The following is a 13,701-nucleotide window of genomic DNA, read 5'->3' on the forward strand; positions in this document are numbered from 1 at the left end:
GGTCAGGCCACCGCGCCGCTGGTCTTCAATTCGATGATCCGCTCCCAATCCCAGCCGAGTTCGAGCAGCACCTCCTCGGTCTGTGCCGCGAACTCCGGCCCGGGCCGCAACTCGGGAGCCGTGACATCGAATTGCACCGGACTGGAAACCAGTTCCAGCTCTCCGGCCGGGAGAATGTATTCGTTGGACCTGATCTGCTCATCCTGGCCCACCTGGTGCGAGTCCTGGACCGGGGCCCAGGGGCCCTTGAGTGTCGCGAACTTCTTCGTCCACTCGGCCAGCGTCCGTTGTGCGATGGCCTCGCGCAGGATCTCGACCCCGGCCGCGGTATTGGCGGCGATCTGCGCCGCGTCGGCGAAGCGGGGATCCTCGGCCAGCTCCGGGCGGTCGATGTGGTGGCACACATCGGCCCAGAACTTACCGGGCTGCAGCATGACGAACGAGAGATAGCGGTTGTCTGCCGTGCGGTAGAGGCCCGACAGCGGGTTCGCCATCGCGCCGTGGGTCCCGGGCGGGGGCGCCAGCATGGGTTCACCCTGATACGCCGACAGCGCGATCGTATGCCCCAGCGACCAGAGTCCGCTGCCCAGCAACGAGACATCCACGACCGACGGTTCCCCGGTGCGCTCCCGCTTCAGCAACGCCGCGGCGATCCCGCCGGCCAGGTTCGTCCCGGAGATGGTGTCGCCGAAAGCCGGACCGGGCGGCTGGATCATCCCGTCGGTGCCCTCCGGGGTGATGGTGGCGGCCACGCCGCCGCGACACCAGAAGGCGGTCATATCGTAGCCGCCGCGATCGGCCTCCTGGCCACGCGGACCCAGCGCGCTACCCCGGGCATAGACGATCTTCGGGTTCACCGCGCGGATATCGTCGACGTCGATCCCGAACTTCGTCCGCGCCGAGGGCAGGAAACTGGTGAGGAAAACATCCGCGCGCCGCGCCAGTTCGTGGATGACCTCGCGGCCCGCCGGGTTCGACATATCCACGCCGATACTGCGTTTCCCGCGGTTGGCGTGCTCGATATTAGGGTTCGGATCGCCCTCCACCTTGAACTTGCCGATCTGACGCAGCCCCCGCTGCGGATCGCCGGTGACCGCGTGCTCGACCTTGATCACGTTCGCGCCCCAGTCGGCGAGCACCGCGCCCGCCGAGGGGACGAACCCGTACATGGCGACCTCGAGGACCGTGATCCCTTCCAGCGGCTTACTGCTGTGTCCATCGGGCATGAGCGAGGGCCCACCGTGGTCACGCTCCGCTGCCGCCTCCGGGCCTGACTCGCTCATGCTGTGTCCATCGGGCATGAGCGAGGGCCCACCGTGGTCACGCTCCGCTGCCGCCTCCGGGCCTGACTCGCTCATGCTGTGTCCATCGGGCATGAGCGAGGGCCCTCCGTGGTCACGCTCCGCTGCCGCCTCCGGGCCTGACTCGCTCATGCCGAGACCACCTCGGCAAGGGTCTTGCGCTCCATGAACTCCTCCATGCCCACAACGCCCATCTCACGCCCGACACCGGACTGTTTGTAGCCGCCGAAGGGGGCGTCCGGATGGAAGTAGTTGCCGCCGTTGATGCTGAAGGTGCCGGTGCGGATCCGGCGGGCCACGGCCCGCGCCCGCTCCGCGTCGGCGCCGAAGACGCCGCCGGACAGGCCGTAGATCGAGTTGTTGGCGATCCGCACCGCGTCGTCGATATCGTCATAGGGGATCAGCGCGAGCACCGGGCCGAACACCTCCTCCTGCGCGATCTCGCTGTCGGGGTCGACATTCGCCAGCAGGGTCGGCTTGTAGAAATACCCCGGGTCCACCTTCTCGCCGCCGGCCACCAGGGTGGCTCCCGCGGCCACCGCCCGCTCCACCAGGCCGTGCACCTTGTCGCGCTGACGTTCACTGATCAGCGGGCCCATGTAGTTCTTCGGGTCGGCCGGGTCGCCGTAGGTGATGTTGGCGAGGTTGGCGGCGACCAGTTCGGCGACCTTGTCGTGGTCGGCGCGGGGTACCAGCAGCCGGGTCGTGATCGCACAGCCCTGGCCGGCATGCGAGCAGATGCTGAAGGCGGCGAACATGGCGCCCAGGTTGTAGTCGGCGTCGTCGAGCAGGATGGCCGCGGATTTTCCGCCGAGCTCGAGGAAGACCTTCTTGAGGGTGGCGCTGGCGGCGGCCATGATCTTGCGACCGACCGGGGTGGAGCCGGTGAAGGACACCACGTCGACGTCGGGGTGCGTGGTCATCCGTTCCCCGACGGCCACATCGGAACTCGCGAGAATGTTCACCACCCCGGCGGGGATATCGGTGTGGCTCGCGATGAGCTCGCCCAGTGCCAGCGTGATGAGCGGAGTGTCGGGAGCGCCCTTGAGCACCACCGTGCAGCCCGCGGCCAGCGCGGGCGCGAGTTTGGCGAACGCCAGCTGGTAGGGATAGTTGTAGGCGGCGATGGCGGCGACGACGCCCGCGCCCTCCTTCTCCACCCAGCGCTGATGCTGCGCACCACGGATCTCGACCGGGCCGAGGTCCTCGGTCCAGGTGTAGTCCTTCAGCACGCCCGCGTAGTACTTGACGATCTCGAACGGGGTTTCGAGCTGGTTGCCCTTGGTGAGGATGTAGCTCGCGCCGACTTCGGCGATCATCAGAGCGCGCAGGTCCTCCACATTGTCCTGCAACGCCTGGTAGAGCTGCTCCAGGCAGCGCGCGCGGAATTCGTGGTTCGTCGACCAGTCGGTGGTGTCGAACGCACGGCGGGCGGCGGCCACCGCGGCGTCGACTTCGGCGACCCCGGCCTCGGGCGCATGGCCGACCACTTCCCCGTTCGCGGGGTTGAGTGAGGCCAGGGTCGCCCCGGTCTCGACCAGCTGCCCGTCGATGAGCAACCGCTGGGTCGCAGTCACCGCCTCTTCCTGCGTTGACATCCCGCCTCCTCGCAAGATTATGAAAATTGCATTCTCGTCTGAGGAGAATAGTACATTTGGCACGGGTGGTCCGGCTGGCGATTCGGCGAGCCGGAGCAATCCGAAACATCCACGGGTCGACTGCCCCACACGGCTCCCGCCGATCTTGCGGACACGAACTGGACGAGAGTACGGTTCTCTATAATCGGAATGCATATTCTTGCGTCGGTGGGCGCGGGAGAGGAGAGGCAGGCGTGAAAACCGCAGTTGTCACCGGCGGCGCCTCGGGCATCGGACTGGCCATCGCGCAGCGGTTGCGCAGCGACGGATTCCATGTCGCCGCCTTGGACCGCAATGCCGCCGCGGAGGACGATTCCGCCTACCGGGCCGATGTGACCGATCCGGACAGCCTCGCCGAAGCGCTCGGGGTCGTCCGCGCGAAGCTCGGTCCGGTCACCGTTCTGGTGAACGCGGCCGGAGTCGACGGATTCAAACGGTTCCAGAACATCGACTTCGCGGAATGGCAGCGGGTTATCGAAGTGAACCTGCACGGCGTCTTCCACACCATCCAGGCGGTACTGCCGGATATGATCGAGGCCGGCTGGGGCCGCATCGTGAACATCTCCTCGTCGAGCGCACAGTCGGGCCAGCCGTTCATGTCCCACTACGTATCGTCGAAATCCGCGGTCAACGGACTCACCAAATCCCTTGCGCTGGAACTGGGTCCCTCGGGGATCACGGTGAACGCGGTCCCCCCGGGCTTCATCGACACCCCCATGCTGCGCCGCTCCGAGGAACGCCGGCTGCTCGGCGGCACCGTCGAGGACCATATCCAGCGCACCCCCGTGCGGCGCGTCGGTAAACCCGAGGACATCGCCGCCACCTGCGCTTTCCTGATCTCCGAGGAGGCCGGCTACATCACCGGCCAGATCATCGGCGTCAACGGCGGACGCAACACCTGACAGCCACAGGAATCCGCCCACCGCATCCGAAGGGAAGTGACAACCGTGAAGGTCCATGTCGATCAGGAACGCTGCCAGGGGCACACCCTGTGCTCGATGATCGCGCCGAAAGCGTTCGAACTCAGTGAAATCGACGGGCATTCCTCGCCGGTCGACGAAAATGTAGCCCACGACCAAGAGGACCGGGTGCGCGAAGCGGTGCACTCCTGCCCCGAGCGCGCCATCTCGCTCACCGAGTAGTACGAGGGGGCACCCGATGTCCGCCACCGAATCCACCGACCGCCGGCATCCCCGGCTCGATTTCGACCGCTACGGCCCCACCTACCGGGAATCGTTCCAGGCGATCACCGAGCATATGCACCGGCAGTGCCCGATCGCCTGGACCGACCGTCACGACGGTTACTGGGTGGCCGCGGGAAACCGGGAGGTCTTCGAACTCGCCCGGTGCCCCTACGTCTCCAACGACCGTGACGTCGACGGCGTGCGGCGCGGATATCAGGGCATCACCATCCCCTCCACCAACCAGGCCGCCATCCGCAACGGCATCCTGGAGATGGACGACCCCGAGCACCGTGAACTGCGGGCGGTGCTCAACCCGTATCTGTCGCCCGCCGCGGTGCAGCGGTGGATACCGTTCGTCGACGAACTGGTCCGCGCCGCGCTCGACGAGAAGATCGCCACGGGGCGCATCGATTTCGTCGACGACCTGGCCAATATCGTGCCCGCCGTCCTGACCCTGGCCATGCTGGGGGTACCGCTGCGCAACTGGGCGGTCTACAGCGAGCCCGCGCACGCGACGGTGTACACCCCGCCCGACTCGCCGGAGTTCGAGCGGGTACACCGGATGCACCAGGAGATGGGCCTGGACCTCTACACCAATCTCACCGAGATCCGGGCGAATCCCCGGCCCGGCCTGATCCACGCGCTCGCGACCGAGGCGACGCTCGGCGGGGACCCCTTGTCCGATATCGAGATCCTCGGCATGCTCGGCCTGTTGATCGGCGGAGGTTTCGACACCACCACCGCACTCACCGCGCATTCGCTGGAGTGGCTGTCGGAGCATCCGGACGAACGAGAAACCCTCAGTCGGGAACGGGACCACTTACTGGACTCGGCGACCGAGGAGTTCCTGCGCTACTTCACGCCGGCGCCCGGCGACGGCCGCACCGTGAACGCCGATGTCGAACTGGCCGGCGCGCGGTTCGCCGAAGGAGAACGACTGTGGTTGTCCTGGGCCATGGCAAACCGTGACCCGGCCGTGTTCGACCGGCCCGATACGGTCGTGCTGGACCGTAAAGGTAACCGGCATTTCAGTTTCGGTCTGGGCATCCACCGGTGTATCGGATCGAATGTGGCTCGCGCGGTCTACAAGCGGATGCTGGTCGCGGTACTCGATCGGCTACCGGACTTCCGGTGTCTCCCCGAGGAAGCCGTGCACTACGAAACCATCGCGGTGATCCAGGGTATGCGGCACCTGCCGGCCACATTCACCCCCGGCGAACCGCTCGGTCCCGGACTCACCGAGACACTCGAGAAACTGCAGACCGTCTGCGATGAACAGCGGCTCGCCGAGCCGGTGACCATCCGCAAGGACGCGGCGCAGATCTGACCCAACGCAGCGCAATGTAATCGACCCCGGGCGGAGGGCCGGGGTGGAGCGCCGGACGTGGTCGCCACCGGCGGCACCGGGCCCCGGCACCGACGCCACGAGGAGGCGATATGTCATCGACGACCGGCGACGAACCGGCACCCCGATCGGGGCGACCGCTACCGCTGCTGTCCCTGGACACCGAGTTCTTCTGGACGTCGGGCGCCGACGGGAACCTCCGCATCCAGGAGTGCCGGGCGTGTGCGGCACTGATCCATCCGCCGCAGCCGATCTGCCGCTACTGCCGGGGGCGCGAGCTGGCGCCCCGGATCGTATCGGGCACCGCGATCCTCGCGTCGTTCACCGTCAACCATCGCTTCGCGCTACCGGGTCTCCCCCCGCCGTACGTGGTGGCGACGGTGGCGCTGGACGACGATCCGCGGGTCCGGCTGACCACCAATATCGTCGACTGCGATCCCGGCGAACTCACCCTGGGTATGCGGCTGGAGGTGGTGTTCCGGCAGGACGACGATGTGTGGCTGCCGCTGTTCCGGCCCGCCGCGCAGCAGCCCGGCCCGGCGCCGCTGCCGGTGGACGATATACCCGCGGATCAGTTCGGGCGGCATGTGACGACGATGCGGCGCCGCGACAAGTTCGAGGACAGCGTCGCCCTCACCGGGATCGGGATGTCGCGGATCGGGCGGCGGCTCATGCGGCCGCCGCTGGAACTCACCGTCGACGCCTGCCAGCAGGCGATCGCCGACGCGGGCCTGAGCCTCGACGATATCGACGGACTGTCCTCGTATCCGGGCGGCGGTAATCTCGGCGGATTCGGAGAGGGCGGCGTCACCGCGCTGGAGTCCGCGCTCGGTATCCGGCCCACCTGGCACAACGGCGGGATAGAGACCTTCGGACCTGGCGGGTCGGTGATCGCGGCCATGCTCGCGGTGCACGCGGGTCTGGCCACCCATGTGCTGTGTTTCCGCACGGTCTGGGAGGCCACGTTCAACGAGTTGTTGAAGCGGGGCACGATCCCCGCGGCCGGCGGCGGCCGCACCGCGAGCTGGATGCATCCGTTCGGCTCCACCTCCGCCGCGCATACGCTGGCGCAGAAGGCGCAACGGCATTTCCACGACTACGGCACCACCCGCGAAACCCTCGGCTGGATAGCGCTGAACCAGCGCGCGAACGCCGCGCTGAACCCGAGCGCGGTATACCGGGACCCGCTGACGATGGACGACTATCTGAACGCGCGCCCGATCACCACACCGTTCGGCCTCTACGACTGCGATGTCCCGTGCGACGGCGCCGTCGCGGTGATCGTCTCGGCCCGGGAGGCCGCCGCCGATCTGCCCGTCCCCGCCATCCGGGTGGAGGCGGTGGGCACCCAGATCGTCGAACGGATCGAATGGGATCAGAGCACGCTCACCCACGAACCCCAGGTCCTCGGCCCCGCCGCCCATCTGTGGACCCGCACCGAGCTGCGGCCCGAGGATGTGGACGTCGCCGAGCTGTACGACGGGTTCACCATCAACTGCCTGTCCTGGATCGAAGCGCTCGGGTTCTGCAAGATCGGTGAGGCCAAGGATTTCCTGGACGGCGGGAGAAATATCGCCCGCGACGGCATGCTGCCGCTGAACACTCACGGCGGCCAGCTCTCGCACGGACGTACCCACGGGATGGGGCTGATGCACGAGGCGATCGTCCAATTGCGCGGGACCGCCGGGGCACGGCAGGTGCCCGATGCGACGGTGGCGGTGGTGTCCAGCGGGGGTCTCACCCCGGGCGGCGCGGTCCTGCTGCGGAGCGAATCCTGATGCCCCGGGGCGCGTGGTGACGCTGACCGGATCCGATCTGGCGCCGGCCGATTCCACCGGCCCGTTGCCTGTGGTCGCCGAAGTGCCCGGAGTCGACAGGATCCCGGTCTCCGGACTGCTGGCCGAGGTGCCCGACCCGCGGGCGGTCGTGGTCGCCCTGCACGGCGGTGCCGTGGACTCCCGATATTTCGACTGCCCCGGACATCCGGAGTACTCGCTGCTGCGCACCGGACAGCGGCTCGGCTACACCGTGCTCGCGCTGGACCGCCCCGGGTTCCGCAGTTCGGCTCCGCACGCCCGGCTCCTGGACCCGCCACAGCGCCGGGTGGACCTCGTCTACGGCGCCGTCGACGCACTCCTGGACGGCCTACCGCGCGGCGCGGGCGTCTTTCTGCTCGCGCATTCGGCGGGCTGCGAACTCGCGGTCCGGATGGCGGCCGCCGACCGCGGCGCCGATCTACTCGGACTGGAACTGGCCGGCACCGGGCGCCGGCACCAGCAGGCCGCCCACGACCTGCTCTGGGGCGCCGATCGGATGGCCGGCCGGCGGCCGCGCGGGGTGGGGCGGCTGATCTGGGAGCCGTCGCGGCTGTATCCCGACGACGTCCTGGGCGGCAGTACCGTCTCCGCGCAGGGCTCGCACCTGGAATCGCGGGCGCTGCACGACTGGGCCGCGCGGGAATTCCTCGGCCTGGCCCCCGATATCGGTGTCCCGGTGCGGTACAGCCTGGGTGAATACGAGCGGGTGTGGCGCAACGATCCCGCGGAGATGGTCGCGGTGGGCGGTCTGTTCACCCGGTCGCCACGGGTCGTGCTGAACCGGATGCCCAACACCGGTCACAACATCAGCCTCGGCCGGACCGCGCCGGCCTACCACCTCACCGTGCTGGCCTTCGCCGAGGAGTGCATCATCGCCCGCGGGACCGGAGAGTTCTCCGGCCCCGCCCTGCAATTCGACGGCGGCGCGGCCGCGCGGCCGGAAAGGTAGCCGAATGGACGTCACCGATATCGCACTGCTGCTGCTCCGCCTGGTCGTGGGCGGCACCATGATCGCCCACGGGATCAACCACTGGATCGGCGGCGGCAAGATCGCCGGCACCGCCGGCTGGTTCAGCGGCCTCGGGTTACGCCACGGCGTCCTGCAGGCCTGGTTCAGTGTGATCACCGAGATCGGGGCGGGGGCACTGCTGGTCGTCGGGCTGCTCACCCCGCTGGCCGCCGCGGCGGTGATCTCGGTGATGCTGGTCGCCGCCCTGCTGGCGCACCGGAAGAACGGCTTCTTCGTGTTCAAGGACGGCTATGAGTACGTCCTGGTCCTCGCGGTCGTCTCGCTGGCGCTCGGGATCCTCGGCCCCGGATGGCTGTCGGTGGACCACGCCGCCGGGATCGAGCTCACCGGCTGGGGCGGCGGCGCCGTCGCGCTGGGGGTCGGTGTCGCCGCCACCGCCGGTCTGCTGGCGGTGTTCTGGCGACCGGCCACCCCGAAACCGGATTCGGCGGATGCCGATTCCTGAGCTGCGCGAGAGAGGAACATCATGCGCGTCGGATTCATCGGACTGGGCAGTCAGGGCGGGCCCATGGCCCGCCGTATCGTCGAGGCCGGGTACCGGACCACCCTGTGGGCACGCCGCCCCGCCACCACCGAACCGTATGCCGATACCGCGGCGAAAGTCGCCGGCACTCCCGCGGAACTCGCCGCCGACAGCGATCTCGTGTGTCTCTGCGTGGTCGGCGACGCCGATGTGCGCGAAGTTCTCGAACGCGCGGACGGTGTCCTGGCGGGATTCGCCGCCTCCGCGGCCGGACGCGAAGCGGCCCCGGTGATCGCGATCCACAGCACGGTCCACCCCGACACCTGCCGGGAACTGGCCGAAATCGCCGCAACCCAGGGTGTTTCGCTCATCGACGCACCGGTCAGCGGTGGGGCTCCCGCCGTCGCGGCCGGGCGGCTGCTGGTGATGGCCGGGGGTGACGCGGACACCCTCGCGCGCTGCCGGCCGGTATTCGAGACCTACGCGAGCCCGATCGTGCATCTGGGCGGTGTCGGCGCCGGGCAGACCACCAAACTGCTCAACAATCTCCTGTTCACCGCGCATATGGCCACTGCGGTCAGCACCTTGGAGCTGGGCGCGCGGCTGGGCGTGAGCCCCGAGCGGCTCGGCGAGGTGATCGGCAACGGCAGCGGGAACAGTTTCGCGCTCGGCCGCATCCTGGCGGGTGGCGGAACTCTCGACCAGATCGCCGCACATGCCGGTGATCTGCTGCGCAAGGACGTCCGGCTGATCAGCGAACTGGCCGACGCCGCACAGATCGCCCCCGGTGTGGTACTCGATACCGCCGACGCCACGCTCGCCCTGATGGGCCGCCCACGCTGACCCCCCGGCACCACGCCCCTGCCGGCCCGGCCGGCACCGGCGCCGCCGAGTCGTCCGCGTGCTTGCGGCCCCATCGCGGCGCGGGAGGCACGGCAGGCCGGGACTTTTCGAACGAAGGAGAACCGAGTGCGTATCGGATTCATCGGCGCCGGCCGCATGGGAACCCCCATGATCCAGCGCCTGACGGCCGCCGGGCACAGTGTCCGCGCGCTCGGGCGCAATCCCGGCGCCCGAGCCGCGATCACCACGACCGGCGCCACCGCGCTCGGCTCGGCGATCGAGGCCGGACAGGACGCCGAGGCGGTGGTGGTCTGTGTTTTCACCGATCAGCAGGTCCGCGAAGTGTGCCTGGACAGCGGACTGCTCGAGACGATGCCGCCCGGCTCGGTCCTGATCCTGCACACCACCGGCAGCCCCGACACCGCGACGACGATCGCTGCCGCCCGAGCCGCTGCCGGGCGCCATGTGGTCGACGCCCCGGTGAGCGGAGGGCCGCACAGTATCGCCGACGGTTCGCTCACCGTCTTCCTGGGCGGCTCGGCCGCTGCGACCGCGCGGGCGCGCCCCGTACTGGCCGCGTACGCCGATCCGGTCTTGGCGGTCGGGCAACTCGGTAACGGGCAGCGCGTGAAACTCGTCAACAATGCGCTGTTCGCCGCCCAGATCGGCCTGGTCACCGAGGCTGTGCGGCTGGCTCAGGAATTGGGCCTCACCGAAGCCGAGGTCCTTTCCGCACTACCGCATGCCAGTAGTTCGGGGCGTGCGGTGCTGAGTGTGGCGACCAAAGGTTCGGTGGCGGCGTTCGCGGACTCGGTGGGCGATTTCCTGCGCAAGGATGTCGCCGTGGCCCGCGAACTCGCCGACCGGCTGGGCAGCGATCTCGGCCTGCTCGACCCCGCCATCCGCGCGGCGGTCGGCACCGGCTGACTGCGGCACCCCACCCGTGTCGAACAGTGGCCGCCGCTCCCCCGTTTCCTCCGCAGACACAGAGCGGCTGACGCCGCGGGCCGGTCCGGCGTCCTGCTACTCGCTTTTCGGCCACGCGGGCGAACGACCGAGCAGCCGGAGGATGCGGTCCAGCGGCGCATCCGGGTCGCCACCCGGCAGCGCATGGGCGAAGGGGGACCCGGGCTGCTCGCGTTCCGGGCCGTCGGGGACGGATTCGGCGATGCGCAGCACCGGCTCGGCCGTGGCGGCGTCCAGTTCATAGCCCACACCGAGGGATCGCGCGAGATCCCAGCCGTGCACGACGTAGTCGACCAGATGGAACCCGAGGGCCTGATGGCCCGGGACCGTGACGTCCGGCCCGAATTCCGGCATCGCGAAGGGGCGTTCCGTCGTGCCCGGCTCGGCGAAGGCGCGCAGGACCTCGGCCGCGGATTCGGTGTATTCGGCCGGGGTGTGCGTTCCTGGCGAGCGCACCTGCCAGTGGGCGAGGTCGGCGCCGTCACCACGTGCACTGGCGGCGAAGCCGCGATGCTGTGCGGCCATATGCGCCAGCAGGTCACCCACTGTCCAGCCCGCGCACGGGGTCGGCAGGGCGAGTCGGTCAGGGGTTACGAGTTCGGCGGTGGTCACCGTGGTGAGCACCGCCCGGCGGTCGAGTTCGACGAGGTCTGTGGTCATACGCGCAACAGTACGCAGGCGCTTACAATAGGTCAATGCTTATCATTTTCCAGTGGGTAGGTTCTACTCATGGGAACCACGGACCGTCCGGATCTGGCCGCGATGCTCGCGCCGCTGACCCGCACTCTCATCGCCCTGGAACGCCCGATTCTCGAAGCCCACGGGCTGACCATGTGGGCCTACACGGTTCTGATCACGCTGAGCCGGGGCGCCGCCCGCGGTCAGGGCGTACTCGCCCAGGAGATCGGCGCGGACAAGACCCGGATCATCGCGGTTCTCGACGACCTCCAGGACCGCGGCCTCATCGAACGCACCCCCGATCCCGCCGACCGCCGGGCCCGGCTGCTGGAGCTGACGCCGGAGGGCCACCGGATCGCGGCCGCGGTACAGGCGGAGATCCAGGCACGCGAGAACGAACAGGTATTGGAACAGCTGCCCGCCGCCGACCGCCGCGGTTTCCTCAACGCCCTGCGCATCCTGACCGCGCAACCCCGGGACCCGGCACCGGAGGGCAGCGACTGACAGCGACCCTCGGCTCTCCCCGGCCGGCTGCCGAAGGCCGATTGCCCGGTCGGCCAAAGGACCTGTCACGGTTGGCGGCCGGCAGCACCGAACCGGCTCGACTACGACCCGCCGGGCAGGCGCGCGGAGCCGTTCACCGCCCGTCTTCGCTCGCCCGCAACACCCACAGCGGGGCGTGATTCGCCCAGCCCTCCTCCGGCCAGTTGAACCACCCCGCGGACGCCCACGTACCTCCATCGGGGTGCAGGGTGGTGCCGGTGAGATAGGACGACAGGCGGGAAGCCAGGAACACCGCGCACTGCGAGATATCGGTGAGGTGCCCGGCCCGGCCCATGGGGATGGCCACTTTCACGCCTGCCGGATCGGTCATGGCGTTGTCACCGGTCCCGACACGCTCCAGATTCGGCGTAGGAACGAAATCGGGCGCGATGTTGTTGACCCGGATCCCGTCCGGGGCCACCTCCACGGCCAGCGTGCGGGCGAACTGCTCCACCGCCGCCTTCGCCGCGGCGTACACCGCGAAACCCGGTGCCGCGCGATGGGCTTCGATGGTCGTGATATTGATGATGCTGCCCCCGCGACCCCCCGCGCGCATCCGGGGTACGGCCAGATGGCAGGCGTGCAGGACATGGGTCAGATTGGTGCGCAACAGCGCGTCCCAGCCCTTCGGGCCGGTCTCGGTGAAGGGGGCGCGGAAGGTGCCGCCGACCACGTTCACCAGCGTGTCGAGCCGGCCCCATCGGGCGTCGGCGGCCTCGAACAGCGCCGCCAGGACCGCCGGGTCGCGGGCATCACCGTGGTGTACGACGGCCTCCTGCCCAGCCGGTGACTCCCGCAGCTCCGCGAGCGCCGCGGGATCGAGATCCAGTACCGCCGGACGCACGCCGTTGGCGGCCAGATCCGCGACGATCGCCCGGCCCAGACCGCCCGCCCCGCCGGTCACCACCGCCACACTGCCGGCGAGACCGCCGCGTTCCTCGAACCAGCCCATCCGATCCGCCTCCCTAGCCGATGTAGTGCGCGCCGAAGGACGACAGGAAATCGAAGGTGGCCGCCGGGTCGAGCGGGTCGTGCACACCGGCGCGGGTGGAGACGGTGATCCAGTCGACCCCGGCCCGCGCCAATTCGGCGAACGCTTCCCGGTGCGGCCCAGGATCGGCGCCGGGACCGGTGAGCCCGGTGTGGCTGTAGGAGTACACCAGGTCGATATGTCCGGTGCGGCCGTGGTCCGCGGCCGCCGCGCGCACGTCGGCGATCTTGCGGGCCAGGTCCGCGATGGTGCCCAGTTCCGGTGTCCGGGCGGTGGTGCTGAGTTCGGCGCCCCCGGACATCGGGATCCAGCCCTGGGCGGCCCGGGCCACCCGGCGCCGGCTCAGCGCCGAATTGCCTCCGATCCAGATGGGGATGGGCTGCTGGACCGGGGTCGGCCGGGCCTGCACCTCGCGGGCGCTGAAGTGTTTTCCGGTATAGCTGAACGGCTCGCCTTTCCAGTGCAGCGGCAGCACGTCCAGTGCTTCGTCGAACAGGGTGTTGCGCTCCTCGAAATCCACCCCGACCGCGTGGAATTCACCCTTCAGATATCCGGTGCCGATCCCCAGGACGGCCCGCCCGCCGGACAGTTTGTCCAGGGTGGCCGCCGCTTTGGCCAGCAGCATCGGATTCCGGTAGGGAGCCACCGACAGGTAGGTGATCAGGCGGATCCGTTCGGTCAGCGCCGCTGCGTACCCCAGTGACACGAAGGGGTCCAGGGTCTGATGGCCGCCGGCTCCCAGCCACCGGGCGCCCGGCGCCGGATGTTCGCTGAGCGAGAATCCGGCGAAACCGGCCCGCTCGGCCGCGCGCGCGACCTCTCCCAGCGGCCCCGCGTCGAGCACATCGCCCGCCACGCCGCCGGTTTCGGGATAGTGGAAGATAAACCGCATCGCTACCTCCG

The 13,701-nt window shown here is 69.2% G+C and carries 14 protein-coding genes; 9 read left to right on the plus strand and 5 right to left on the minus strand.

Annotation, left to right across the window (positions count from 1 at the left end; translation table 11 throughout):
* Positions 1-2: 2 nt before the first annotated feature.
* Together NF4_RS26590 and NF4_RS26595 are read right to left on the minus strand one after the other, a co-directional pair.
* Complete coding sequence (locus NF4_RS26590; RefSeq protein WP_063130113.1) at positions 3-1,226, minus strand: CaiB/BaiF CoA transferase family protein; 1,224 nt, start codon at positions 1,224-1,226, stop codon at positions 3-5.
* 203 nt (positions 1,227-1,429) lie between these two features.
* Positions 1,430-2,899, minus strand: a complete 1,470-nt coding sequence (locus tag NF4_RS26595) for an aldehyde dehydrogenase family protein (protein WP_063130114.1) — start codon at positions 2,897-2,899, stop codon at positions 1,430-1,432.
* A 233-nt stretch (positions 2,900-3,132) separates the two neighbouring features.
* Between NF4_RS26595 and NF4_RS26600 the strand changes: the two genes are divergently transcribed.
* The 8 genes from NF4_RS26600 to NF4_RS26635 all read left to right on the plus strand — a co-directional run bounded on the left by NF4_RS26600 (position 3,133) and on the right by NF4_RS26635 (position 10,547).
* Positions 3,133-3,840, plus strand: coding sequence for an SDR family NAD(P)-dependent oxidoreductase (locus NF4_RS26600; RefSeq protein ID WP_063130115.1), 708 nt, complete (start codon positions 3,133-3,135; stop codon positions 3,838-3,840).
* 45 nt (positions 3,841-3,885) lie between these two features.
* The gene (locus NF4_RS26605; RefSeq protein ID WP_063130116.1) at positions 3,886-4,080 is read left to right on the plus strand and encodes a ferredoxin; all 195 of its coding nucleotides are present in this window, start codon (positions 3,886-3,888) and stop codon (positions 4,078-4,080) included.
* Between the two features lie 16 nt (positions 4,081-4,096).
* Positions 4,097-5,449: a cytochrome P450 gene (locus NF4_RS26610; protein WP_063130117.1), complete on the plus strand. Its 1,353-nt coding sequence runs from the start codon at positions 4,097-4,099 to the stop codon at positions 5,447-5,449.
* Positions 5,450-5,559: 110 nt separating this feature from the next.
* Entirely contained in the window at positions 5,560-7,245 is a 1,686-nt protein-coding gene (locus NF4_RS26615) for a thiolase C-terminal domain-containing protein (protein ID WP_063130118.1), read from the plus strand.
* A 16-nt stretch (positions 7,246-7,261) separates the two neighbouring features.
* Positions 7,262-8,233, plus strand: a complete 972-nt coding sequence (locus NF4_RS26620) for an alpha/beta hydrolase (RefSeq protein ID WP_063130174.1) — start codon at positions 7,262-7,264, stop codon at positions 8,231-8,233.
* A gap of 4 nt (positions 8,234-8,237) precedes the next feature.
* Entirely contained in the window at positions 8,238-8,759 is a 522-nt protein-coding gene (locus tag NF4_RS26625; protein ID WP_063130119.1) for a DoxX family protein, read from the plus strand.
* Between the two features lie 21 nt (positions 8,760-8,780).
* Complete coding sequence (locus NF4_RS26630; RefSeq protein ID WP_063130120.1) at positions 8,781-9,620, plus strand: NAD(P)-dependent oxidoreductase; 840 nt, start codon at positions 8,781-8,783, stop codon at positions 9,618-9,620.
* A 126-nt stretch (positions 9,621-9,746) separates the two neighbouring features.
* Positions 9,747-10,547, plus strand: a complete 801-nt coding sequence (locus tag NF4_RS26635; protein WP_063130121.1) for an NAD(P)-dependent oxidoreductase — start codon at positions 9,747-9,749, stop codon at positions 10,545-10,547.
* A 96-nt stretch (positions 10,548-10,643) separates the two neighbouring features.
* Here NF4_RS26635 and NF4_RS26640 read toward each other — a convergent pair whose 3' ends face one another.
* Positions 10,644-11,246, minus strand: coding sequence for a TIGR03086 family metal-binding protein (locus tag NF4_RS26640; protein WP_063130122.1), 603 nt, complete (start codon positions 11,244-11,246; stop codon positions 10,644-10,646).
* Between the two features lie 69 nt (positions 11,247-11,315).
* On the opposite strand from NF4_RS26640, the gene NF4_RS26645 reads away from it, so the two are divergent.
* Positions 11,316-11,768 (plus strand): MarR family winged helix-turn-helix transcriptional regulator, encoded by a 453-nt coding sequence (locus tag NF4_RS26645; protein WP_063130123.1) that lies wholly within the window; start codon positions 11,316-11,318, stop codon positions 11,766-11,768.
* Between the two features lie 133 nt (positions 11,769-11,901).
* Here NF4_RS26645 and NF4_RS26650 read toward each other — a convergent pair whose 3' ends face one another.
* On the minus strand, positions 11,902-12,759 hold the full coding sequence (locus NF4_RS26650; RefSeq protein WP_063130124.1) for an SDR family NAD(P)-dependent oxidoreductase: 858 nt from the start codon (positions 12,757-12,759) through the stop codon (positions 11,902-11,904).
* Between the two features lie 13 nt (positions 12,760-12,772).
* Positions 12,773-13,690 carry an LLM class F420-dependent oxidoreductase gene (locus NF4_RS26655; protein ID WP_063130125.1) on the minus strand — a complete coding sequence of 306 codons (918 nt, stop codon included), beginning with the start codon at positions 13,688-13,690 and terminating at the stop codon, positions 12,773-12,775.
* Positions 13,691-13,701 lie beyond the last annotated feature (11 nt).

The sequence above is a fragment of the Nocardia fusca NBRC 14340 genome (assembly GCF_001618425.1).
GTDB lineage: Bacteria > Actinomycetota > Actinomycetes > Mycobacteriales > Mycobacteriaceae > Nocardia > Nocardia fusca.

Excerpts from the sequence above, each read along its gene's own strand:
- NF4_RS26590 (WP_063130113.1), bottom strand. The coding sequence starts at position 1,226 with ATGCCCGATGGACACAGCAGTAAGCCGCTGGAAGGGATCACGGTCCTC.
- NF4_RS26595 (WP_063130114.1), bottom strand. The coding sequence starts at position 2,899 with ATGTCAACGCAGGAAGAGGCGGTGACTGCGACCCAGCGGTTGCTCATC.
- NF4_RS26610 (WP_063130117.1), top strand. The coding sequence starts at position 4,097 with ATGTCCGCCACCGAATCCACCGACCGCCGGCATCCCCGGCTCGATTTC.
- NF4_RS26615 (WP_063130118.1), top strand. The coding sequence starts at position 5,560 with ATGTCATCGACGACCGGCGACGAACCGGCACCCCGATCGGGGCGACCG.
- NF4_RS26625 (WP_063130119.1), top strand. The coding sequence starts at position 8,238 with ATGGACGTCACCGATATCGCACTGCTGCTGCTCCGCCTGGTCGTGGGC.
- NF4_RS26630 (WP_063130120.1), top strand. The coding sequence starts at position 8,781 with ATGCGCGTCGGATTCATCGGACTGGGCAGTCAGGGCGGGCCCATGGCC.
- NF4_RS26640 (WP_063130122.1), bottom strand. The coding sequence starts at position 11,246 with ATGACCACAGACCTCGTCGAACTCGACCGCCGGGCGGTGCTCACCACG.
- NF4_RS26645 (WP_063130123.1), top strand. The coding sequence starts at position 11,316 with ATGGGAACCACGGACCGTCCGGATCTGGCCGCGATGCTCGCGCCGCTG.
- NF4_RS26650 (WP_063130124.1), bottom strand. The coding sequence starts at position 12,759 with ATGGGCTGGTTCGAGGAACGCGGCGGTCTCGCCGGCAGTGTGGCGGTG.
- NF4_RS26655 (WP_063130125.1), bottom strand. The coding sequence starts at position 13,690 with ATGCGGTTTATCTTCCACTATCCCGAAACCGGCGGCGTGGCGGGCGAT.